The 21,553-nt window shown below is 67.6% G+C and carries 20 protein-coding genes, 2 tRNA genes and 2 pseudogenes; 10 read left to right on the forward strand and 14 right to left on the reverse strand.

Annotation, left to right across the window (positions count from 1 at the left end; genetic code table 11):
• Positions 1 to 9: 9 nt before the first annotated feature.
• The 3 genes from BLU62_RS09580 to BLU62_RS09590 form a co-directional block, all read right to left on the reverse strand.
• Positions 10 to 609 carry an ATP-dependent Clp protease proteolytic subunit gene (locus BLU62_RS09580; RefSeq protein WP_074849278.1) on the reverse strand — a complete coding sequence of 200 codons (600 nt, stop codon included), beginning with the start codon at positions 607 to 609 and terminating at the stop codon, positions 10 to 12.
• Positions 610 to 899: 290 nt separating this feature from the next.
• The gene (gene tig / locus BLU62_RS09585) at positions 900 to 2,261 is read right to left on the reverse strand and encodes a trigger factor (RefSeq protein WP_074849279.1); all 1,362 of its coding nucleotides are present in this window, start codon (positions 2,259 to 2,261) and stop codon (positions 900 to 902) included.
• Between the two features lie 84 nt (positions 2,262 to 2,345).
• A tRNA-Pro gene (locus tag BLU62_RS09590) sits at positions 2,346 to 2,419 on the reverse strand.
• Between the two features lie 197 nt (positions 2,420 to 2,616).
• Between BLU62_RS09590 and BLU62_RS09595 the strand changes: the two genes are divergently transcribed.
• Positions 2,617 to 2,690: transfer RNA gene (locus BLU62_RS09595), tRNA-Gly, on the forward strand.
• A gap of 103 nt (positions 2,691 to 2,793) precedes the next feature.
• Here BLU62_RS09595 and BLU62_RS09600 read toward each other — a convergent pair.
• Positions 2,794 to 3,069, reverse strand: a complete 276-nt coding sequence (locus BLU62_RS09600) for a hypothetical protein (RefSeq protein ID WP_244278105.1) — start codon at positions 3,067 to 3,069, stop codon at positions 2,794 to 2,796.
• Positions 3,070 to 3,282: 213 nt separating this feature from the next.
• Between BLU62_RS09600 and BLU62_RS09605 the strand changes: the two genes are divergently transcribed.
• Together BLU62_RS09605 and BLU62_RS09610 are read left to right on the forward strand one after the other, a co-directional pair.
• Positions 3,283 to 3,468, forward strand: a complete 186-nt coding sequence (locus tag BLU62_RS09605; protein WP_074849281.1) for a hypothetical protein — start codon at positions 3,283 to 3,285, stop codon at positions 3,466 to 3,468.
• 255 nt (positions 3,469 to 3,723) lie between these two features.
• The gene (locus tag BLU62_RS09610) at positions 3,724 to 4,458 is read left to right on the forward strand and encodes a L,D-transpeptidase (protein ID WP_074849282.1); all 735 of its coding nucleotides are present in this window, start codon (positions 3,724 to 3,726) and stop codon (positions 4,456 to 4,458) included.
• 93 nt (positions 4,459 to 4,551) lie between these two features.
• On the opposite strand, the gene BLU62_RS09615 is transcribed toward BLU62_RS09610, so the two are convergent.
• From BLU62_RS09615 to BLU62_RS09630, 4 genes are all read right to left on the reverse strand, one after another.
• Positions 4,552 to 5,481 carry a PE-PPE domain-containing protein gene (locus tag BLU62_RS09615; RefSeq protein WP_084811770.1) on the reverse strand — a complete coding sequence of 310 codons (930 nt, stop codon included), beginning with the start codon at positions 5,479 to 5,481 and terminating at the stop codon, positions 4,552 to 4,554.
• A gap of 82 nt (positions 5,482 to 5,563) precedes the next feature.
• Entirely contained in the window at positions 5,564 to 6,001 is a 438-nt protein-coding gene (locus BLU62_RS09620) for a cupin domain-containing protein (RefSeq protein ID WP_074849283.1), read from the reverse strand.
• A 99-nt stretch (positions 6,002 to 6,100) separates the two neighbouring features.
• Complete coding sequence (locus BLU62_RS09625; protein WP_074849284.1) at positions 6,101 to 6,904, reverse strand: Fpg/Nei family DNA glycosylase; 804 nt, start codon at positions 6,902 to 6,904, stop codon at positions 6,101 to 6,103.
• A 3-nt stretch (positions 6,905 to 6,907) separates the two neighbouring features.
• The gene (locus BLU62_RS09630; protein ID WP_074849285.1) at positions 6,908 to 7,387 is read right to left on the reverse strand and encodes a ribose-5-phosphate isomerase; all 480 of its coding nucleotides are present in this window, start codon (positions 7,385 to 7,387) and stop codon (positions 6,908 to 6,910) included.
• Positions 7,388 to 7,409: 22 nt separating this feature from the next.
• Between BLU62_RS09630 and BLU62_RS09635 the strand changes: the two genes are divergently transcribed.
• Positions 7,410 to 8,435 (forward strand): M48 family metallopeptidase, encoded by a 1,026-nt coding sequence (locus tag BLU62_RS09635; RefSeq protein ID WP_074849286.1) that lies wholly within the window; start codon positions 7,410 to 7,412, stop codon positions 8,433 to 8,435.
• Between the two features lie 33 nt (positions 8,436 to 8,468).
• On the opposite strand, the gene BLU62_RS09640 is transcribed toward BLU62_RS09635, so the two are convergent.
• Positions 8,469 to 9,092, reverse strand: coding sequence for a mycothiol-dependent nitroreductase Rv2466c family protein (locus tag BLU62_RS09640; protein ID WP_074849287.1), 624 nt, complete (start codon positions 9,090 to 9,092; stop codon positions 8,469 to 8,471).
• A gap of 183 nt (positions 9,093 to 9,275) precedes the next feature.
• Between BLU62_RS09640 and BLU62_RS09645 the strand changes: the two genes are divergently transcribed.
• On the forward strand, positions 9,276 to 10,511 hold the full coding sequence (locus BLU62_RS09645; protein ID WP_074849288.1) for a TetR/AcrR family transcriptional regulator: 1,236 nt from the start codon (positions 9,276 to 9,278) through the stop codon (positions 10,509 to 10,511).
• A gap of 29 nt (positions 10,512 to 10,540) precedes the next feature.
• Positions 10,541 to 13,126, forward strand: a complete 2,586-nt coding sequence (gene pepN / locus BLU62_RS09650) for an aminopeptidase N (protein ID WP_074849289.1) — start codon at positions 10,541 to 10,543, stop codon at positions 13,124 to 13,126.
• A 31-nt stretch (positions 13,127 to 13,157) separates the two neighbouring features.
• Here the strand turns inward: pepN and BLU62_RS09655 are convergent, their stop codons facing one another.
• On the reverse strand, positions 13,158 to 13,838 hold the full coding sequence (locus BLU62_RS09655) for a response regulator (RefSeq protein WP_074849290.1): 681 nt from the start codon (positions 13,836 to 13,838) through the stop codon (positions 13,158 to 13,160).
• Positions 13,835 to 15,403 carry a sensor histidine kinase gene (locus BLU62_RS09660; RefSeq protein ID WP_074852799.1) on the reverse strand — a complete coding sequence of 523 codons (1,569 nt, stop codon included), beginning with the start codon at positions 15,401 to 15,403 and terminating at the stop codon, positions 13,835 to 13,837. Before BLU62_RS09660 ends, BLU62_RS09655 begins: the two co-directional genes overlap by 4 nt.
• A gap of 166 nt (positions 15,404 to 15,569) precedes the next feature.
• On the opposite strand from BLU62_RS09660, the gene BLU62_RS09665 reads away from it, so the two are divergent.
• Together BLU62_RS09665 and BLU62_RS34555 are read left to right on the forward strand one after the other, a co-directional pair.
• Complete coding sequence (locus BLU62_RS09665; protein WP_074849291.1) at positions 15,570 to 17,006, forward strand: cation:dicarboxylate symporter family transporter; 1,437 nt, start codon at positions 15,570 to 15,572, stop codon at positions 17,004 to 17,006.
• A 177-nt stretch (positions 17,007 to 17,183) separates the two neighbouring features.
• Positions 17,184 to 17,420: pseudogene (locus BLU62_RS34555) on the forward strand (fatty acid desaturase family protein); the annotation flags it as partial.
• 82 nt (positions 17,421 to 17,502) lie between these two features.
• Here the strand turns inward: BLU62_RS34555 and BLU62_RS09675 are convergent.
• The 3 genes from BLU62_RS09675 to BLU62_RS09685 form a co-directional block, all read right to left on the reverse strand.
• Positions 17,503 to 17,997 carry a DUF5130 domain-containing protein gene (locus BLU62_RS09675; protein ID WP_167544018.1) on the reverse strand — a complete coding sequence of 165 codons (495 nt, stop codon included), beginning with the start codon at positions 17,995 to 17,997 and terminating at the stop codon, positions 17,503 to 17,505.
• Positions 17,984 to 18,232 (reverse strand): aa3-type cytochrome oxidase subunit CtaJ, encoded by a 249-nt coding sequence (ctaJ, locus tag BLU62_RS09680; protein ID WP_006437159.1) that lies wholly within the window; start codon positions 18,230 to 18,232, stop codon positions 17,984 to 17,986. Before ctaJ ends, BLU62_RS09675 begins: the two co-directional genes overlap by 14 nt.
• Before the next feature lie 165 nt (positions 18,233 to 18,397).
• On the reverse strand, positions 18,398 to 18,997 hold the full coding sequence (locus tag BLU62_RS09685) for an HNH endonuclease (RefSeq protein ID WP_074849292.1): 600 nt from the start codon (positions 18,995 to 18,997) through the stop codon (positions 18,398 to 18,400).
• Positions 18,998 to 19,169: 172 nt separating this feature from the next.
• Here BLU62_RS09685 and BLU62_RS09690 point away from each other — a divergent pair, with 172 nt between their 5' ends.
• Together BLU62_RS09690 and BLU62_RS09695 are read left to right on the forward strand one after the other, a co-directional pair.
• Positions 19,170 to 19,598 (forward strand): globin, encoded by a 429-nt coding sequence (locus BLU62_RS09690; RefSeq protein WP_074849293.1) that lies wholly within the window; start codon positions 19,170 to 19,172, stop codon positions 19,596 to 19,598.
• Positions 19,599 to 19,687: 89 nt separating this feature from the next.
• Positions 19,688 to 21,544 (forward strand): annotated as a pseudogene (locus BLU62_RS09695) (glycoside hydrolase family 13 protein).
• The last annotated feature ends 9 nt before the right edge of the window (positions 21,545 to 21,553 follow it).

The following is a 21,553-nucleotide window of genomic DNA, read 5'->3' on the forward strand; positions in this document are numbered from 1 at the left end:
GGGTGCGGGTCACTGCCCCGGACGCGAGATCACCTTGTCGACGAAGCCGTACTCCTTGGCCTCTTCTGCGGTGAACCACTTGTCGCGGTCGGCGTCGGCCTCGATCTTCTCGAGCGGCTGACCGCTGAACTCGGCGTTGAGCCGGTTCATCTCCTTCTTGGTGAGCGCGAACTGCTCGGCCTGGATGGCGATGTCGGCGGCGGTACCACCGATACCCGCCGAAGGCTGGTGCATCATGATCCGCGCGTGCGGCAGGGCGTGACGCTTGCCCTTGGTGCCGGCGGCGAGGAGGAACTGGCCCATCGAGGCCGCCATGCCCATCGCGTAGGTGGCGACATCACATTCGGCGAGCTGCATGGTGTCGAAGATGGCCATACCCGCGGTGACCGAGCCACCGGGCGAGTTGATGTAGAGGTGGATGTCCTTGGTCGGGTCCTCGGCGGCGAGCAGCAGGATCTGTGCGCACAGCCGGTTGGCGATGTCGTCGTCGACCTGGGTGCCCAGGAAGATGATGCGTTCGCGCAGCAGACGCTCGAACACCGAGTCGGTCAGGTTCAACCCAGCCACACCCGAACTCATCGAGGGTGTGTGGATGGTCGGCTCACTCACGGGTTCCTACCTTTGCCTTGTTGTCATGACCTGTGCGCGCCGTCTCCGGCAACACACATGTTCTCTTCTCTGATGACGTCCTCACCGACACTAACCAATCCGCACCCACCGGCACTCCGAGGACACGTCTATTCGCTGAGAGCAGAACGGGTCATCACAGTGGACTGAGAATGCACTCGGGTACATACCCCGACGGGACAGCTGGCACTTGCGCACCGACGGCGATCGCCGGCCCCCGTTGACGGGGACCGGCGATCGGTGGTGCGGTGCGGGCGAGGTGCCCGGTCGACTCAGTTGTCGGCGTCGGCGGCCTCGTCCGATTCGGCGGCCTCGTCCTTGCCGAAGAACTCGGAGGTGTCGACGGTCGCGCCCTTGGAGTCGGTGACGGTGAACTCGCCGACGATGGCGGCCAGCGACTTGCCGCGACGGACGTCGGCGTAGACCGCGCCGACCTGGTTGGCCTGGGTCAGCTGCTGGATGAACTCCTGCGGCTGCATGCCGTAGCGCTGCGCGGTGAAGATGATCTGCTGGGTCAGCTCGTCCTGGCTGACCTCGGTCTCCTGCTGCTCGGCGATCGCGTCGAGGAGCAGCTGCTGCTTGACCGACTTCTCGGCCTCCTCGCGGGCCTCGGCGTCCCACTCCTCGCGGGTCTTGCCCTGCGCCTCGAGGAACTTCGCGACCTGCTCGTCGTCGTGGCCGAGAGCGTGGATGATCTGGTGCTGCTGGCCCTCGATCTCGTCGGCGACGACCTTCTCGGGCAGCGGGACCTCGACGGTCTCGATCAGCTTCTCGAGCACGGCGTCGCGGATCTTGTTGGCCTGCTCGAGCTTCGCCGACTGCTCGACGCGCTCGGCCAGGCTCGCGCGCAGCTCCTCGACGGTGTCGAACTCGCTGGCCATCTGGGCGAACTCGTCGTCGACCTCGGGCAGCTCGCGCTCCTTGACCGACTGCACGGTGACCTTGACCAGGGCCTCTTCACCGGCGTGGTCGCCGGCGACGAGCTTGGTGGTGAACTCCTTGCTCTCGCCGGACTTCAGGCCGACGAGGGCCTCGTCGAGTCCGTCGATGAGCTGGCCGGAACCGACCTCGTGGGACAGGCCCTCGGTGGAGGCCTCTTCGACGGCCTCGCCGTCGACGGTGGCCTCGAGGTCGATCGACACGAAGTCGCCGTTCTCGATCCCGCGATCGACGCCCTTGAGGGTGCCGAAGCGGGCGCGCAGGCCCTCGAGCTGCTCGTCGACAGCGGCGTCGTCGATCTCGATGGCGTCGACCTCGACCGAGAGGGTCGAGTAGTCGGGCAGGGTGATCTCGGGGCGGACATCGACCTCGGCGGTGAAGGTCACGGACTCGCCGTACTTCAGCTCGGACAGGTCGATCTCCGGCTGTCCGATGGCCTTGGTCTCGGTCTCGGCGACGGCCTCCGAGTACTTGGCCGGGATGGCGTCGTTGACGACCTGAGCCAGGACCGAGTCACGACCGACGCGGGCCTCGATCAGCTTGGCGGGCGCCTTGCCCGGACGGAAGCCGGGGATCCGGATCTGCTGGGCCAGCGACCGGTATGCCCGGTCGAAGTCTGCCGACAGCTCTTCGAACGGGACCTCGACATTGAGCTTGACCCGGGTCGGGGTGAGTTGCTCGACAGTGCTCTTCACGCCTACTGCTCCTTATATCTGCGGTGGTGTTGAAAGTTCGTTTCGGCGGGTTGTGCCCCCGTGACCCACGGCCACATCGACAAGTCGGGATGACAGGATTTGAACCTGCGACCCTCCGCTCCCAAAGCGGATGCGCTACCAAGCTGCGCCACATCCCGCGGTCCGTGCACGCGGTGGAGGCCTCACGGCCGACCGCGCATCAGGGCCAACAGAAGATAGTACGTGGCGCCTGCAGCGACTCGACCAACGGGTGCCCGACGCACCGCGGCCCGCCCCCGATTTAGAAATCCGGCGAGCCGCCATGTACAGTCACTCAACGCACGCAGCGCACCGGATTCCCGGTGATCGCGAGCACGCGGGTGTAGCTCAATGGTAGAGCCCTAGTCTTCCAAACTAGCTACGCGGGTTCGATTCCCGTCACCCGCTCCACCGCCCTCCTCGGTTTCGAGGACACGAACCGACCCTGGCCCGTCGCAAGACGTACGGACCAGGGTCGTTTTTTTCGTTTCCCGTAGTGGTCAGCGGCGACCGATCACGGAACGAAGGGGTCGAGCCAGGGAATCTCGCCGAACTCGTAGAAGTCGTACGGATAGTCATAGAACGGGGGCAGATCCGGCAGCGGCGGTGTCTCCGGGGTTTCCTTCAACGGGCCGTTCTCCCCCGGACCCGTCGAGATTACGGGCGGCGGGCACGGCGCGGTCTGGCCGTCGGCGATGGGCATCGTGCAGGGTTCGTCGGCGCTCGCGAGTGCCGCACCACCGAAGAGGCCTGCGGTGGCGGTGGCGACGGCGAACGTCAAGGTGGTCAAGGGTCGGTTCATTGCTCTCGGTCTTCCATTCGCAGATCGTCAGCACCCCCCTCCGCGCGGAAATGTCTCCCGACCTGCGCACACTCTCATGCACGCGCCCTGTCCTTCCCGGGTACCGAAATATACGTTCCTCCCCGTCCGCACATTCGAGGCAACCTTCGCGAAGCCGAAACCATGCTGTGACCCACGACACATCTCGCGTAGGGTGGACCCATGTCCTCTTCACACACCAAGACCCAGCGCAAGTGCCAGACCTGCGGCGCACCACTATACGTACGCAGGGACATCACCGAATCGGAGACCGGCCTCCAGCGCGTGGACGTCATGCTCGTCTGCCGCGACGAGTCCTGCACGGAGCCCGTGCGCCATCTGCGCACCGAGCATCCGCAACCCGCCTGATCCACCGACGCCCCTCCGGGACAAGCGATCCTGTTGACACCGTCGCGACAGCGGCGGAGATGTACGCCAACGGGATGATCGGCCGAGTCTGCCATCTCGCTGTGACGACAGTCACAGGCTTTCCGCCTGATGCGCTCACCACGGGTTTTTGCCAGCTCGCACCCGCCATTTGCGATCGCGGGGCGGGTGTGGGGTCCGCACTCCTTGGCCGCCAGACAACGGTTGTGTAACGATGGATTCGCGCTTTCAGATCTTATGCGCGAGATATTCATCGAACCGAAGGTACGACTAGTGCAGACCAACAAAGTGCCGACCCCGCGGTCTCGTCGACGCTCGACTCGACGCCTCACCGGGATCGTCGTCGGCGTCCTGGCCATGGCTCTCGCCCTTCCCGGCGTCGCGAACGCCGCACCGGTCACCGTGATCCCGGGGCTGCCCCCGGTCGAGATCCCCGTGATCCCCGGTCTGCCCACCCCGCCGGCGCCGAGCACCCCGAAGGCTCCCGAGCCGCCGTCGAGCAGCACCACCCCGGAGAAGCCGGCCGGTCCGGCGATCCCGAACGTGAAGACCTCGACGGGCTACATCGCCCTGGCCGACGACAACACCCACACCATCACCTGGTGGAAGAACGGCGAGGTCGTCAAGACGATGCCGATCTCGATGGGTTCGGACAAGCACCCGACCCCGAACGGCGTGTACCACACCAAGGAGAAGTACCGCGACATGTACATGGACTCGTCCACGTACGGCGTCCCGGTCGACTCCGCCGAGGGCTACCGCACCTACGTCGAGTACGCGACCCGCATGTCGTGGGACGGCATCTTCATCCACGCCGCACCGTGGTCGGTCGCGCAGCAGGGCAACAGCAACGTGAGCCACGGCTGCATCAACGTCACCACCGAGTACGGTAAGTGGGTCTATGACAACGTCCCGCGCGGAACCCCGATCGTGGTGCGCAACACCATCGGCGGCCAGTTCCAGGGCGACTGACCTCTACGCCCATCCGACCCCGACGAGGGCCGGTCACCGACACGGTGACCGGCCCTCGTCGTCGTATGCGGATGCGACTCGAGCGGCGACTCCTCACGCGGCCAGAGCCTCGGCGAAGGTCGCCTGGACCTGCAGCCAGCCCGCGATGACCTGACAACCGGTGGAGACCGGATCGGTGACGGAACCACGACGGTACGGCTCGTGCCGGTACGAGGTGTGGCGTCCGCCCGGCGAATTCGGCAACGCGACGCCGAGGATGCGCATCATCGACGGCAGATAGCAGCGGATCTCCCACCACGCCGAGGCCAGCCGGGAGATGTCCCGCCGCCACTGCGACGGCCCGACCGCGGTGCGGTGCGCGTTCTGGAAGGCGTTGCGACGCACTACCTCCCATGCGCTGCGCCCCCAGCGGCCTGGTCCGGCGAAGGTCATCGCGCGCGTCAGGTCGGCGATGTCGCGCACGAGCGAGTCGGCACAAGCGTTGCAGATCATGTCGTCGGGCGCGCCCACCCACATCACCGGGAGTCCCGGCGGCAGCTCCGCACCGGGACCGGCGACACCCCATCCGTCACAACCGGGTACGGCACCGGGCGGCTGGTGCGGGTCCGCGACGAGCCCGACGCCGAGAACGCGTGCGACGACGGGATGGCCGCATGCCCACAGTTCGGCGAGCGCCGCCCGGGTCACGACGGCCCCCTGCGAATAGCCCAACAGGGCAACCGGCCCCGTTGTCCGTTCGAGCGACTCGGCCAGTCGTCGGGCGCCGATCGTCACACTGTCGGCGAAGCTCATACCACCGGGATGGGGTGCGGGACCGTAGCTCGCCGGGTACGCGACCCAGCGGCAGTCGAATCGTTCGTCGAGCTCGTCGGTCACCGCGGACAGGAGACCCGTCACCTCGGTACGGAGATCACCGGGGTGCGACTCGCCGGTCCCGCCGACCACGAGCACCGTGACGCCCTCGGGGTGGCTGTCATCGACGACGTCCTCGGAGAGCTGATGGTCGCTGTACACCTCGTCCATCGTGGCGACCGCACATGTGAGCGGACGTCAGACGACACTGTGGGTTCGCTGAGATCCGTTCGACGTCTCCCGGCGTGACGTGTCAGAGCGTCCCGCCGGGCGGCGGTTTGGCGACGTACTCCGCGGTCTCGATGATCGCGATGAAGAAACCGCTTCCCTCGATCACGTTCGCGCTGTGGGGCAGTCCGGCGGGGATGTAGATACTCGCGGGCGCCTCGACCACATACGACTCGTCGCCGAGGGTGATCTCGTAGACCAGGTGGTCGAGGGAGAGGAGGATGTTGATCTCGGGACAGTCGTGCACGTGCGGTTCGCAGTAGTCCCGCGTCGCCGCGGACACCGCGCGCATCTCATGCGCGACGACCCGCTTCTCGGCTTCGGGGAACAGGTCACCACCGGCGAGGACGCGCCGGGTGATCGGCGCCTCGGATGCGCCGTGGAACGGCACGTCCTTCAACGGCGACACCTCGCCGCGTGAGATCAGACCCGCGTGGACACGAGCGCCCTCGGTGATCGACACACATACTCCCCGGGTCGGTGATTTTGGATGCCGTGCACCCCGAACTACCCCGGCGATGTTACTGAGGTTCGCCTAACCTTTCATCTTTTGAGGGCCTCGTCACGTCTGGCAGACGGGGCACCAGTAGAGCTTTCGCGCTTCGAGTTCGGCGAGCAGGACCGGCGTACCGCAGATGCGGCACGGCTCCCCCGCCCGGCGATAGACGTAGGTCCGCGGGCGGTTCGCCGCATACGCCGGCGCCCCGTGATCGTCCTCGGGGCGGACCACATGGATACGTCCCCGTCGGACGCCCACCTTCATCAGCGCCACCAGATCGAGCCACATCTCGTCGAATTCGCTTCGGAGAAGGCGCTTTCCGGGGCGCATGGGATCGATCCCGGCGCGGAAGAGGACCTCGGCACGATACACATTCCCGATGCCGGCGATGACCTTCTGATCCATCAGCAACGCACCGATCGGGCGTGACGACCGGGAGATGGCCGCCCACGCACGGTCCGGGTCCGCGTCACGACGAAGGGGGTCGGGCCCCAGACGCGCGACCAGCGACTCGAGATCGGCGGGGTGGTACATCTCACACGCCGTCGGTCCGCGCAGATCGGTTCCGCCGTCCTCGGATTCGATTCGCAGGCGGACCTGACCGACCGGTTCGGGCAGCGGTTGCGTCAGCTCGGTGAACGCGCCGTAGAGCCCGAGGTGGATGTGCACCATCCGTTCCGTACGACCGTCGCGGTAGCGATGGAGCAGGTGCTTTCCCCACGCCTCCGCGGTGTGGAAGGTCATCCCGTCGACGGCGGCCGCGCCGTCGACGAACCGCCCCTGGGGGCTGCTCACCCGGACGCGGCGGCCGCCGAAGAGTCGCTGCTGCCGACGGGCGAGCCGGTGCAGCGTGTGACCTTCGGGCACCGGTCAGGCCGGGGGCTGCGGGACCTCGGGTGCCGCGCCGGTGCGCTCGTACTCGGCGAGGATGTCGATGCGGCGCTGGTGGCGGGGCTCCTCCGACCAGGCGGTGGCCAGGAAGGCGTCGACGATGGCGAGGGCTTCCTCGGTCGAGTGCATGCGCCCGCCGATGCCGATCAGCTGGGCGTTGTTGTGCTGGCGCGCGAGCTGCGCGGTCTCGACGCTCCAGGCCAGGGCGCAACGGGCGCCGGGCACCTTGTTGGCGGCGATCTGCTCGCCGTTGCCGCTGCCGCCGAGCACGATGCCCAGGCTGCCGGGGTCGGCGACGGTCCGCGCCGCGGCGTCGATGCAGAAGGCCGGGTAGTCGTCGAGGGCGTCGTAGGCGTGGGCGCCGCAGTCCACCACCTCGTGGCCGTTCGCCTTCAGATGGTCGGCGATCTGGTTCTTGAGTTCGAATCCGGCATGGTCGGCACCGAGGTAGACACGCATGGCGCCACTATAGATTGGTGACGTGGACACGCCTGCGCCCATCCCCCGAGCGTTGCCGAGCCCGATCCCGAACGTGCCCGGGGTCGCCGATCCGCTCCCGGAGGCCCTCCCCGATCCGTCACGACGCTGGCTACGCGCGGCCCGGTTCGCCGCACGGCCGCAGCTGCATCCGTGGGAGATCCCGGTCCTGATCGTCGTCATCCTGACGACGGTCGTGGGCTACGCCGCGATCATCGTGCTGGTCGCCTTCGGCATGCTCGACCAGCTGCTACTGGCCGCGCTGGCGTTTCCGTTGGTTCTCTTCGTGATTCGTGGTCTGACGTATGCGACCCCACGGGTCAACGGTGTGCAGATGACGCCGACCCAGTTCCCCGAGGGATACCGGATGGTCGTCGAGGCGGCCGCCCGCTTCGGTCTGGAGTACGTGCCCGACGCCTACGTCGTGCTCGGCAACGGACAGATCAACGCGTTCGCCTCCGGCCACGGGTTCCGGCGCTTCGTCGTGGTGTACTCCGACCTGTTCGAGGTCGGCGGCGCCGCCCGCAGCCCGGAGGCACTGGAGTTCATCATCGGTCACGAGGTCGGTCACATCGCGGCCGGCCACACGTCGTACTGGCGGCAGCTGGCGACGGTCTTCGGGAACAGCATCCCCCTCCTCGGCAGCGCGCTGTCGCGGGCGCAGGAGTTCAGCGCCGACAACTACGGCTACTACGCGAAGCCGGCGGGTGCGCCCGGGGCCATCGGGGTGCTCGCCGCGGGCAAGTACATGTTGTCCGCGGTGGACTTCGACCAGTTCGCCGACCGCGCCACCCACGAGCGCGGGTTCTTCGTACATCTGGTCAACGCGATCTCGACCCATCCGGTGCTGACCTGGCGCGCAGCCGCACTCCGCGACCGCTCCCGAGCGGGCGCGATGCTGCTGCGGCCGCGCCGGATCGTGCGGGGCATCGGCAGCGGCAACGTCGTGGCCGTTCCGCCGCCGCCCCACCCGGCCTCGGTTCCGGCCGGGTCCCTCCCGAACGGCATCGAACCCCCGCCCAGGTTCTGAGCGGGGGTTCGTGAGACCGATTTCTCGTGTGGCTCAGTCGAACTGCGGGTCCTCGGTACGGCTGCGCTTGAGCTCGTAGAAGTGCGGATAGGACGCGAGTGCGAGCGCGCCGTCCCAGACCTTGCCGGCGTCCTCGCCGCGCGGGATTCGGGACAGCACCGGGCCGAAGAAGGCGGTGCCGTTCACGTGGATCGTCGGGGTGCCGACGTCGTCGCCGACCTTGTCCATGCCCTCGTGATGGCTCGTGCGGATGGCCTCGTCGAACTCCTCCGAGTCGGCGGCCTGCGCCAGCGACGCGTCGAGTCCGAGTTCGGCGAGCGCGCCCGCGATGACCTCGTCGAAGTCCTTGATCCCCTCGTTGTGGATGCGGATGCCCATCGCCGCGTAGAGCGGCGCGAGGACCTCGTCACCCTTCTGTGCCGCGGCCGCCGCGATGACACGCACCGGGCGCCATGCGTTCTTCAGTGCCTCGCGGTACTCGTCGGGGACGTCCTTGCCCTCGTTGAGAACCGCCAGACTCATGATGTGGAAGTTCACGTCGATCGGCCGGACCTTCTCGGCCTCGAGGATCCACCGGGAGGTGATCCAGCACCACGGGCAGAGCGGGTCGAACCAGAAATCGACACGATCGGTGGTGGACTGGGCCTGCTCTGACATCGTCGACGTCCTCTCAGAAATGTGACTCGATCTAACCGTACCGGCGGCACCGTCAACCGGGCTCAACAGCTGAGCCCACGCGGCTGTTCCCCGTTTGTGATGTGTGTGGGGAAATCCGCGGCCATTCCGGTTACGGTTCGTTGAGTAGAGATTTGCTGCGGTTCACAGAGAGGTCGGGGTTTCATGTCGTCACCGCCGTTGGATCCGGAATCGGTTTCCGGGTCGACGGCCGGTCGTTCCACCCCCCGCGGCCCTCGGGCCGAGCAGATCATCCGGGCGGCGACGACACTCTTCCAGGAAGCCGGGTACCGCAACGTCAGCATCGAACAGATCGGAGCCGCGGTGGGTCTGACCGGGCCCGCGGTTTACCGCCACTTCCCCGGCAAACACGAGATCCTGGTGCAGGCACTCCTCACCCAGGTCGACCTGTTGGACGAACTCGTCCGCGAGGCCGACGAGTACAGCGAGACGCCGGAGGCCCAGCTGTGGCGTTTCCTCGATCGCCTCGGCGACCTGACCGCCAACCACGACGTGTCCATCCTGTGGCGCCGTGAGCAGCGACACCTGCGCCCCACGCAGCTCGAGCAGATGCGCGGCTATTTCACGAGGTTCAGCGACTACATCGCCGACAAGGTCGCTGCCGCACGGCCCGATCTGTCGACCGACGACGCACGTCTCCTCGGATTCACGGTCCTGAGCCTGTACTCCAACACCTCCGTCATCCGCGGGTCGATGGCGCCCGTACGCGTGATGCAGATCCAGCGGGCCATCGCCCGTTCGATCGTCGACTGCACGCCGCCCCCGGTCGGCACCGGCGTCACTGCACCGGCGCCGTCCGGGCGACGCCCGGCCGGCCGGCACGAGCGCATCCTCGATGCGGCGACGGACCTGTTCGCCGAGCGCGGTTTCCACGACGTCCGCATCGACGACATCGCGCGGGCGGCTGACATCTCCGTCGCCACCTTCTACCAGCAGATCCCCGGCAAGACCGAGGTCCTGCGCGCGATCCTGATCCGCGGACTCGAGGGCATGCTCTATCTGACGACGCATGCGCTCCGCGATGTCGACCCCCGCCATGCCCTCGACGTGCTGATCTCGATCCACGTCGAGCAGTCGCTCGGCGTCCACGGACGGATCATCCCCGTCTTCACCCGCGACATCGTCTATCTCCCGGATGCCGACCAGGAGACCTCGAGGTCGGCGCAGCGCGAGTACATCGCCGAATGGGTAACCGCGATCCGCGCCCGGGCGGCCGAGCTGACCGACGCCGACGCCGCAGCACTCACCCGGGCGTTCCTCGGAGTGGCAGGTGACATCGTCCAGTCCCCCGAGTTGCGTGAGCGTCCCGGGATCACCGAGGACCTCACGACACTCGCGAACCGGATCCTGCTGCCCGCCGGTCTGCTGTCGAACAGCTGAGTACCGCCGGTCTCGATAAGCTGGCCGTTGTGACTGCTCCGAACCTCACCAGAGACCAGGCCCGCGAACGCGCCGCGATCGTCGACGTGTCGAACTACCAGATCGAACTCGACCTCACCGACGGGAAAGGTGCGCCCGGCACCGAGACGTTCCGTTCCACCACGACGGTCACGTTCACCGCGACCGAGGGTGCCGAGACCTTCATCGATCTCGTCGCCCCGACGCTGCATTCGGCGACGCTCAACGGCGTCGAACTCGACGTCTCCGGCTTCGACGAATCCGTCGGCATCGCCCTGCCCGGCCTGGCCGCGGAGAACACTCTCACCGTCGTCGCCGATTGCGCCTACTCCAACACCGGTGAGGGCCTGCACCGCTTCGTCGACCAGTCCGACGACTCGGTGTACCTGTACTCGCAGTTCGAGACCGCCGACGCCAAGCGCATGTTCGCCTGCTTCGACCAGCCCGACCTGAAGTCCACCTACACGCTCACCGTGACGGCCCCGGACGACTGGAAGGTCATCTCCAACGCCGCGCATGTCGACACCGTCGCCGCCGAACCGGGCATCCACCGCTTCCGCGAGACCGCCCCGATGAGCACCTACCTCGTCGCGCTCATCGCCGGGCCGTACGCGGAGTGGACCGACGTCTACTCCGACGACCACGGCGACATCCCGCTGGGCATCTACTGCCGCGCCTCGCTCGCCGAGCACATGGACGCCGACCGGCTCTTCACCGAGACCAAGCAGGGATTCGCCTTTTACCACAAGAACTTCGGCATCCCTTACGCCTTCGGCAAGTACGACCAGCTCTTCGTGCCCGAGTTCAACGCCGGCGCGATGGAGAATGCCGGCGCGGTGACCTTCCTGGAGGACTACGTCTTCCGGTCGCGCGTCACCAAGTACCTCTACGAACGACGCGCCGAGACCGTGCTGCACGAGATGGCGCACATGTGGTTCGGCGACCTGGTCACCATGCAGTGGTGGGATGACCTGTGGCTCAACGAGTCCTTCGCCACCTTCGCCTCGGTGCTCTGCCAGTCGGAGGCCACCGAGTACACCAACGCCTGGACGACCTTCGCCAACGTCGAGAAGTCGTGGGCGTACCGGCAGGATCAGCTGCCCTCGACCCACCCGGTCGCCGCCGACATCCCCGACATCGCCGCCGTCGAGGTCAACTTCGACGGCATCACCTACGCCAAGGGCGCCTCGGTACTCAAGCAGCTCGTCGCCTACGTCGGTGTCGACGACTTCCTCGCCGGTCTGCGCGACTACTTCGCCGCCCACAAGTTCGGCAACGCCACGTTCACGGATCTGCTGGGCGCACTGGAGAAGTCGTCGGGACGCGATCTGTCGGACTGGGGCGACCAGTGGCTGCGCACCACGGGCATCAACGTGATGCGTCCCGATTTCGAGGTCGACTCCTCCGGTGCGTTCACCCGGTTCACCATCGTGCAGGACGGTGCTGCTCCGGGCGCGGGCGAGACCCGCGTGCACCGGCTCCGCGTCGGTGTCTACGCCGACAACGGCTCGGGTGCGATCGAACAGACCCACAGCGTCGAACTCGACGTCGAGGGCGAACGCACCGACGTGCCCGGCCTGGTCGGCGTGAACCGCGGAGATCTGGTGCTGCTCAACGACGGTGACCTCACGTACGCCTCGATCCGGCTCGACCCCGAGTCGCTGGCCACCGCGACCGCCCGCATCGGCGACATCACCGACTCGATGCCCCGCACCCTGGTGTGGTCGGCGGCCTGGGAGATGACCCGCCAGGCCGAGATGCGCGCCCGCGACTTCGTCGAACTCGTGCAGCGCGGGATCGCGTCGGAGACCGAGATCGGTGTGGTGCAGCGTGTTCTGATGCAGGCGACCACCGCCGTCGAGTCGTACGCCGATCCCGACTGGGCGGCCACGACCGGCCGGCCCGCGTTCAGCGCCCGACTGCTGGAACTGGCCCGGGGCGCCGACGCCGGCTCCGACCACCAGCTCGCCTTCGTCAACACCTGGCTGGCCGGCAAGCTCAACGACGACCAGACCGATGTGGCGCGCGCCCTCCTCGACGGGGCCGACCCGGCCGAGCAGGGTCTCGACGGACTGGCCGTGGACACCGATCTCCGCTGGAAGCTGGTGCGCGCGTTGGCGACCGCCGGCGCGATCGATCCGGATGCGGGTTCGACGCCGATCATCGACGCCGAGGCGCAGCGCGACAACACCGCCACCGGCACCCGCCAGGCCGCCGCCGCACGCGCGTCGCGACCGCTCCCCGAGGCCAAGGCCGACGCGTGGTCGCAGGCGATCGACGACGACTCGTTGTCGAACATCTACACCCGCACCATGATCGAGGGCTTCGCACGTCCCGGACAGGGCGAGTTGCTCGAACCGTACGTCGAGAAGTACTTCGACGCGGTGCCGAAGGTGTGGGCCCGACGCTCGAGTGAGGTCGCCCAGACCGTCGTCATCGGCCTGTACCCGAGCGGTGCGATGACGCAGCGGGCCCTCGACCTCGCCGAGGAGTTCCTGGCCGGTGACCATCCGCCGGCCCTCAAGCGGCTGATCTCCGAAGGCCGCGACGGGGTGGCGCGTTCGCTGCGTGCACGCGAGTTCGACGCGCAGGGCTGAGGATTCGCGGTATCGGTGGTGTCGGCGGCGGTCAGCGCCGGCGCCACCGGTACCGCACCTGCGGCCGGCCGGCCGAACCGTACTGGGTGTCGCGATCGAGGACACCGTCGTCGGCGAGCCGCTCCAGGTAACGCCACGCGGTGACCCGCGACGACCCGAGTGCGCGGGCCACCTCCGACGCGGTGAGTCCGTCGGCGCTGTCGCGGACCGCCCGGCAGACCGCGTCCTCGGTGTGCGGCGCGGAACCCTTCTTCGCCGACCGCCGGGAGTCGCCGGAGCGCAGCTCGGCCAGCGCCCGGTCGACGTCGCGCTGGCTGACCGCATCCGCATCACCCGCCAACGCCTCCCGGTACCGCAGGTACTGTTCGATCTTCTCCCGGAAGGCCGCGAACGTGAACGGTTTGAGCAGGTAGAGCAGCACCCCGCGCGACATCGCATCGCGCACCGTCTGCAGGTCGCGCTGGGCGGTGATCGCGATGACGTCGGGGGCCGGCCGCACCCCGGACAGCGCGGAGGCGAGGTCGGTACCCCGGGCGTCGGGCAGACCGAGGTCGAGGAGCACCAGATCGACGTTCTGTGTGCGCGCGGTGCGCAACGCCTCCTGGGCGGTGGTCACCGCCCCCACGACCTCGAATCCGCCGATCCGGCCGAGATAGTCGCGGTGCGCCTCGGCGATGACCGACTCGTCCTCCACGATCAGCACACGGATCACCGCGTCACCCCCACCACTGCCGGCACCGCGCGTATCCGCACCGAAACGACCGAACCGTAGGTGTTCTCCGCGGTCAACGTCCCGTGATGCCGCTCCACCACCTGGGCGACGAGGGCGAGGCCCAACCCCCGGCCGGCCTCGTCACCGCCGGTCTTGGTGGAGTACCCCCGAGCCGTCGCCCTGCTGAACAGGTCCGCATCCATGCCGGGACCGCTGTCGGCGACGACGATGTCGAGCGCGGCGTGGTCCCCGACGACGCCGACCTCGACCCACGGGTCGTCCGGATCGCACGCGTCGAGGGCGTTGTCGACGAGATTGCCCACGACGGTGATCATCTCGGCCGGTGACAGGATCTGGGTGGCCTCGTCACTCACCTGTGAATCCTCGGTGAGCGAGAACGCGATTCCCCGTTCGGCCGCCTGCGCGCTCTTGCCGAGGAGCAGTGCCACCAAGGCGGGTTCGGCCACGGCCTGGGTCATCCGGTCGATGAGGTGTTGCGACAGTTCGAGTTCGGTGGTCGCCAGCCGGACCGCCTCCTCGGGCCTCCCCATCTCGACCAGCGCGACGAGCGTGTGGAGCCGGTTCGCGGACTCGTGCGCCTGGGAGCGGAGCGCCTCGGCGAATCGGGTCATCGAATCCAATTCGCCCATGGCCGCGGCCAATTCGGTCCGGTCGCGGATCGTGACGACCGAGGAGCGGCGCCGTCCGGACACCGGCAACCGGCTGACCAGCAGGACCCGGCCGCCCTCCGCATAGAGCTCGTCGACGACCGCATCGTCCTCACGGGTCAGGAAATCCGGGAGATCGTCGGCGGGCGTGTCGGTTCCGATGCCGAGCAGGCGCTGCGCCTCGGCATTCACCAGAGCCGGCCGCCCGTCCTCGACGACGACCAGCCCCTCGCGGACCGCGCGCAGTACCGCATCGTGATGGTCGTACATGAGCCGTAGGTCATCCGGCGCCAGGCCTCCGGTCTGCCGCAGCAGGCGCCGGCGAATCCACCAGACGCCGGCCGCCGCGGTCATCAGGGCGGCAAGCGCGGTGACCGCGATCAGCGGCAGCTCCCCGCGCCACGTCGACGTGAGCGAACGCTGGGTGATCCCCGCCGCGACCATGCCGATGACCCGGCCGTCGGGACCCCGGACCGGCGCGATCGTGCGGATGGACCGGCCGAGGGTCCCGGTGTAGGTCTCGGTCATCGTCTCCCCGCGTAGGGCTGCGTCGATGCTGCCGATGTAGGGGGCGCCGATCAGCGCGGGATCGGTGTGGGTGTATCGCGTGCGATCCGGAGCGAGAACCGTGATGAAGGCGACGCCGGTGTCCCGACGGATGCGGTCGGTCACCGGTTGCAGGGTGGCACTCGGGTCCGGAGAGGTGAGCGCTTCCACGGTGGACGGCGAGTCCGCGAGGCTGACGGCCACCGCGGTGACCTCGTCGCGTGCGGCCCGGTCCCCGTCGACACGCGCGTCGATCGCCGCGAGGACGCTGCCCGCCACGACCACCACCGCCACCACGACAAGCGCGAGTGTCGCCACCTGGCCGGCAAGCGTCCGCGGATACCACCGCATGCTCTCGGCCTCGATTCGTGTTTCGGGGCCGGTGTTTCGCCGAAGCCCCGTTTCCGGGTGTTCCCCGGAGTCGGTGAACGTAATGAACAGAACCGTGACCGTGGTCACCGCACCGATTCACAATCCTAATCACCGATGTCCCGGGTATACGAGGAGAGAACTGACGATGAACACAGATCGGAAGGCCGGTGACGAGACGGCCGGCGATGGAGCCGACCCGACGCCCGGCTCGACCGACTCGACCGGGGCGCCGCGGGCCAAACGGGACCGCACGCACTGGCTCTACATCGCGGTCATCATCGCGGTGGTCGCCGGCGTCGTCGTCGGTCTCGTCGCTCCAGAGTTCGGCAAGGAGCTCGGCGTACTGGGGACGATGTTCGTCAGCCTGATCAAGATGATGATCGCGCCGGTCATCTTCTGCACGATCGTGTTGGGCATCGGATCGGTCCGCAAGGCGGCCACGGTGGGCAAGGTCGGCGGCCTGGCGTTCGTCTACTTCCTCATCATGTCGACGGTCGCGCTCGCCATCGGCCTGGTCGTCGGCAATCTGATCCAGCCCGGTGAGGGCCTGAACATCTCGTCGCTGTCGGACAAGGGTGAGGAACTCGCCAAGGAAGCCCACGAGGCGGGCGGCACCATGGACTTCATCCAGGGCATCATCCCGGAGTCCATGCTCTCGGCCCTGACCGACGGCAGCGTCCTGCAGGCACTGTTTGTCGCGCTCCTCGTCGGTTTCGCCATCCAGGCGATGGGACGCACCGGCGAACCGATCCTGACCGCGGTCTCCTACTTCCAGAAGCTGGTCTTCAAGGTCCTGACGATGGTGCTGTGGGTGGCGCCGATCGGCGCCTTCGGCGCCATCGCGAACGTCGTCGGCCAGACCGGGTGGGCGGCCGTGCAGCAGTTGCTGACCCTGATGCTCGCCTTCTACCTCACCTGTCTGGTCTTCGTCTTCGGCGTGCTGGGCGTGCTCCTCCGGACCATCGCCGGCGTCTCGATCTTCCGCCTGGTCCGCTACCTCGCCCGCGAGTACCTGCTGATCTTCGCGACATCGTCGTCGGAGTCGGCGCTGCCGCGACTGATCGCGAAGATGGAGCACCTCGGTGTGGAGAAGACCACCGTCGGTGTCGTGGTGCCCACCGGCTACTCCTTCAACCTGGACGGCACCGCGATCTACCTGACGATGGCGTCGATCTTCATCGCCGACGCGATGGGCGACCCGCTGTCGGTCGGTGAGCAGATCGGTCTCCTCGCATTCATGATCATCGCGTCCAAGGGTGCCGCGGGCGTCAGCGGTGCGGGTCTGGCGACCCTCGCCGCCGGACTCCAGGCGCACCGCCCGGAGATGCTCGAAGGCGTCGGCGTGATCGTCGGCATCGACCGGTTCATGTCCGAGGCGCGTGCGGTCACCAACTTCTCCGGCAACGCGGTGGCGACTCTCCTGGTCGGGTCGTGGACAAAGACCGTGGACAAGCACCAGGTCGACGAAGTGCTCGCCGGACGCGTCCCGTTCGACGAGTCGAACATGGTCGACGACGAGCTCGAGTCGGTCGGGGCAGGCGCTCACGAGAAGGTGCTCGAGGGGTCTGCCACCAGGTCCTGAGCTCTCGGCGAGTCGGTTCCGGCCCGCGCCACGAAATTCGTGAGTTCCTACACCGAGCTGGCGGTGGAGGTCCGCGCCTCCGGGCTGCTCGACCGCCGCCGCGGGTTCTACGTCACCCGCATGGCGCTGACCGTCCTCGCCTTCATCGGCTGCTGGACAGCGGTGATCGCGCTCGGCGACAACCTGGTGGCAGGGCTCAACTACCAGATCGAACATCATCTGTTCCCCAGCATGCCGCGACCCAACCTGATCAAGGTGCGGCCGCTCGTCCGTGCCCACTGCGAGCGTCACGGCGTGCAGTACACCGAGACCTCGCTGGTCGCGTCCTACGGCATCGTCATCCGGTACCTCAACCAGGTCGGTCTCGGGGATCGCGACCCGTTCACCTGTCCGCTGGTCCGCATGTACCGCTGATCTGCATCAGCACCCGGAAATCGAGAAAGAGGCCGCCCCACCGGAAGGTGGGGCGGCCTCTTTGCGGTTCTCGTATCGGCGATCAGCCGGCTGCGGCGGCGGTGGCCATCACGCGCAGCGATGCGATCAGACCGTCGATCAGGTTGCCCTGACGGAAGCCGGTGACGGCTGCGGTGACACCGAGGGCGGCCACGCGATCGTTGACGCGGCTCGACACCTCGCTACCGGAGACGATGACGACGTCACGGGTGTTCGGCGACACCGCGATGAGCGTGCCGTGGGCCGGCTCGGGCGCCTTCGCCAGGATGGCGCGCGCGCTGGCGTCGAGGTCGCCGTCGAGGTCACCGACGTAGACCGAGAAGCGCACGAGAGCCTTCTCGCTGGCCGCCTTGAGGGTGTCGTCGAGTGCGATCAGGTCCTTCTGGCTGAAGGGCGGCGTCGACGGCGCGTCACCCGGGTAGCGGGCCGCCGAGATGCGTCCGCTGTTGGTGATCACGGCGCCCATCGGCAGTTCGGCGGCCGAGCGGGCCGCAACCTCTGCACTCACGTTCGCGTGCGAAACCTCACCACTTGCCACTTGCCGAGCTCCCATCAACGTCGCCGGGTTCCGCGTGCCGCGGAAGTGCCATCGGTTCGATGTCGGTGGCACTGAAGAGAAGCGGTGCATGCTCCCATTGCTGATCGAGGGTGTACTCCTTGACCTTCGGGTACTTGACCCCGCCGGAGAACACCATCGCGACAACGCAGAGCACGACGAAGAGCACCGTCACGATCGTGACTGGCACTCCGATGGGGACGATCAGGCTGTCCATGTCACCCTTTCGATGGTCGCGCCGGACCCGGCCGGTTGTCGGCACAGGTCATCGGTGATCAATCTAGCCCACATCACACCGCCCGGTGCATCGACCCCTACAGCGCGTCGTAGACACCCGTGGGGGCGCATTCCGGAGGTCATCTCGAGTGGCATCTCCGGCACCTCACGCGGCCCCCGCGTCGATGTACTGCATCCACGCCGGATCGATGTCCTTGACCGCGGCGATGAGGCCCCAGTGCCGGCCCTTCGGGGCGATCGGCCGGGTCCGCAACGACCATCCCAACTCGCTGAGCAGACGGTCGGCCTTGCGGTGATTGCACGACGCGCAGCAGGCGACGCAGTTCTCCCACGTGTGTGCGCCACCCCGACTGCGCGGCACGACGTGGTCGATGGTGGTGGCGGCTTTCCCGCAGTACCCGCAGCGGAACCGGTCACGGTGCATCAGTGCGGAACGGGTCATCGGCACCACCGCGCGGTACGGGACGCGGACGTAGCTCCGCAGCCGGATCACCGTCGGCACCGGCACCGCGGTCGCCGCCGAGTGGAACGCTCCCCCGGACTCGTCGGCGTGGACCATGTCGGCGCGTCCACGCAGGATCAGGACGACGGCGCGGCGGATGGTGACCGCGCTCAGCGGCTCGTAGGTCGCGTTGAGCAGCAGCACCCGGCGGCGCGTCCACGATCGTGACCCGACCGTCTGCGAGGCCGCACCGCCGTGCAGCCTCGTGACCTCGGTCTTCTGGTGATGTGACCGGTGCGTCATTCGACCTCCCGCCAGGCCTGCGTGAACAGGTTGACCTGCACAGTTCACCACGGACGCCGACGTCGCGGGAGGAAAACTCCTCCGCAAGTCGGTTGCCCGGGCCCCGGCAGGCGGCACGTCACGTCGAGACCGACGGCACGTCACATTGAGACACCGCGCGGTCATGAGGACAATGGCGGCTGTGACTGGCGAATCCGGCAACTCCCCCACCCCGGCCCCGCGGAGCTTCTACGAGGAGATCGGTGGCGCCGAGACGTTCCATCGGCTCACCGAGGTCTTCTACACCGAAGTGGCCAAGGACGAGGTGCTGCGCCCGCTGTACCCGGAAGAGGATCTCGGGCCGGCCGAACGACGCCTCCGGATGTTCCTCGAGCAGTACTGGGGTGGCCCGCGGACCTACTCCGACGAGCGCGGCCATCCGAGGCTGCGCATGCGCCACAACCCCTATCGGGTCGGCCCGATCGAGCGCGACGCCTGGCTGCGCTGCATGCACACCGCGATCGCCGCCATCGACGACGAGACCCTCGACCCGCCGCATCGGCAGGCGCTCGTCGACTACATGGAGATGGCCGCCCAGTCGATGATGAACTCGCCGGTCTGATAGCGGGCTAAACCTTTCGCCTTTCGCCACCCGCACCATCGACACGCCGATTGACCTGGATTTCTCGCCTAAAACACAGGTAAGGCAGAATGACCACGGTGAGCGACGAGACACCAGATGTTGTCCCCGCCGAGCCATCTGACGGGGGTCAGGCCGACGGTGCACACTCCGACGATGCGCCGGCCGTCGGCGATCCCGAGGTGATCGATCCCGCGACAACCGATCCCGAGGCCCTCGACGACGAGGCCATCGAAGCCGAGGCCGCCGCCGAACTCGATCCGGACGCCGAGTCCGCGGAAATCGTGGACGCACCGGAGGAACCGGTGACCGTCGTTGTACCGCAGCTGGATCCGACCGACACCACCTGGTGGAAGTCCGCGGTCTTCTACCAGATCTATCCGCGGTCGTTCTGCGACGCGAACGGTGACGGCGTCGGCGACCTCGCCGGCGTCATCGGCAAACTGGGGTATCTCGAACTGCTCGGCATCGACGCGATCTGGTTGAGCCCCATCATGACCTCGCCGATGGCCGATCACGGATACGACGTGTCCGATCCGCGCGACATCGATCCGCTGTTCGGCGATCTGGCGACCTTCGACGCCCTCATCGCCGAGGCCCACGAGCGCGAGATCCGCGTCACCATGGACCTCGTCCCCAACCACACGAGCGATCGGCACGAGTGGTTCCAGGCCGCGCTGGCCGCCGGTCCGGGCAGTCCGGAACGCGACCGCTACATCTTCCGTGACGGTCGCGGAGAGAACGGCGACGAGCCACCGAACAACTGGCACAGCATCTTCGGCGGTCCGTCGTGGACCCGTGTCACCGAGGCCGACGGCAGTCCCGGTCAGTGGTACCTGCACATCTTCGCCGCCGAACAGCCCGACCTGAACTGGGAGAACCCCGAGGTCTTCGACGATCTCGAGAAGACGCTGCGGTTCTGGCTGGATCGCGGGGTCGACGGTTTCCGGATCGACGTCGCGCACGGGATGGCCAAGCCCGCGGATCTGCCGGACATGGATCTGACCAACACCGCGCTGCTCAGCAACGACGACGACGATCCGCGGTTCAACAACTATGCGGTGCACGACATCCACCGCAAGATCCGCAAGGTCCTCGACGAATACCCCGGTGCGGCGAACGTCGGCGAGATCTGGGTGAACGACAACGAACGGTTCGCCGAGTACCTACGCCCCGACGAACTGCACCTCGGTTTCAACTTCCGTCTCGCCAAGGCCCCTTCGAGCCCGAGGCGATCCGGGAGGCCATCGAGAACTCCCTCGACGCGGTGCTGTCGGTGTCGGGGACGCCCACGTGGACCTTGTCCAACCACGACGTCGAACGAGAGGTCACGCGCTACGCCCCGTCGACCCGGAGACCGGCGAACCCGATCTCGCACGCGGGACGCGTCGTGCGCGGGCGATGCTCGTCGTCGAGATGGCCCTGCCCGGATCGATATTCCTCTACAACGGTTCCGAACTCGGGCTGCCCAACGTCGACGATCTGCCCGAGGAAGTCCTCCAGGATCCGGTGTGGGAGAGGTCGGGTCACACCGAACGCGGCCGCGACGGATGCCGGGTCCCGTTGCCGTGGCAGGGCACCGAGCCCCGTTCGGCTTCAGCACATCGGCCGACACCTGGCTGCCGATGCCGGAGTCGTGGCGATCGCTGACCGCGGAGGCGCAACTCGAGGACGTGGGCTCGATGCTGTCGCTGTACCGGGCGGCCATCGAATTGCGTTACAACCGGCCGGAATTCGCCGGCGACTCGATCGACTGGTACGAATCGCCGGAGGGATGCCTGGCATTCCGGCGGTCCGAGGGGTTCCTGATCTGCGCCCTGAATGCGGGCGACGTCCCGGTTCCGCTACCGCCGGGCGAGCTGCTGCTGATCAGTTCGCCGCTGGTCGACGGCATGCTGGCGCCCGACGCCGCCGCCTGGCTGGTCTAGCGAACCGGC

Origin of the sequence: Gordonia westfalica, assembly GCF_900105725.1 — a bacterium.
In the GTDB taxonomy this organism is placed as follows: domain Bacteria; phylum Actinomycetota; class Actinomycetes; order Mycobacteriales; family Mycobacteriaceae; genus Gordonia; species Gordonia westfalica.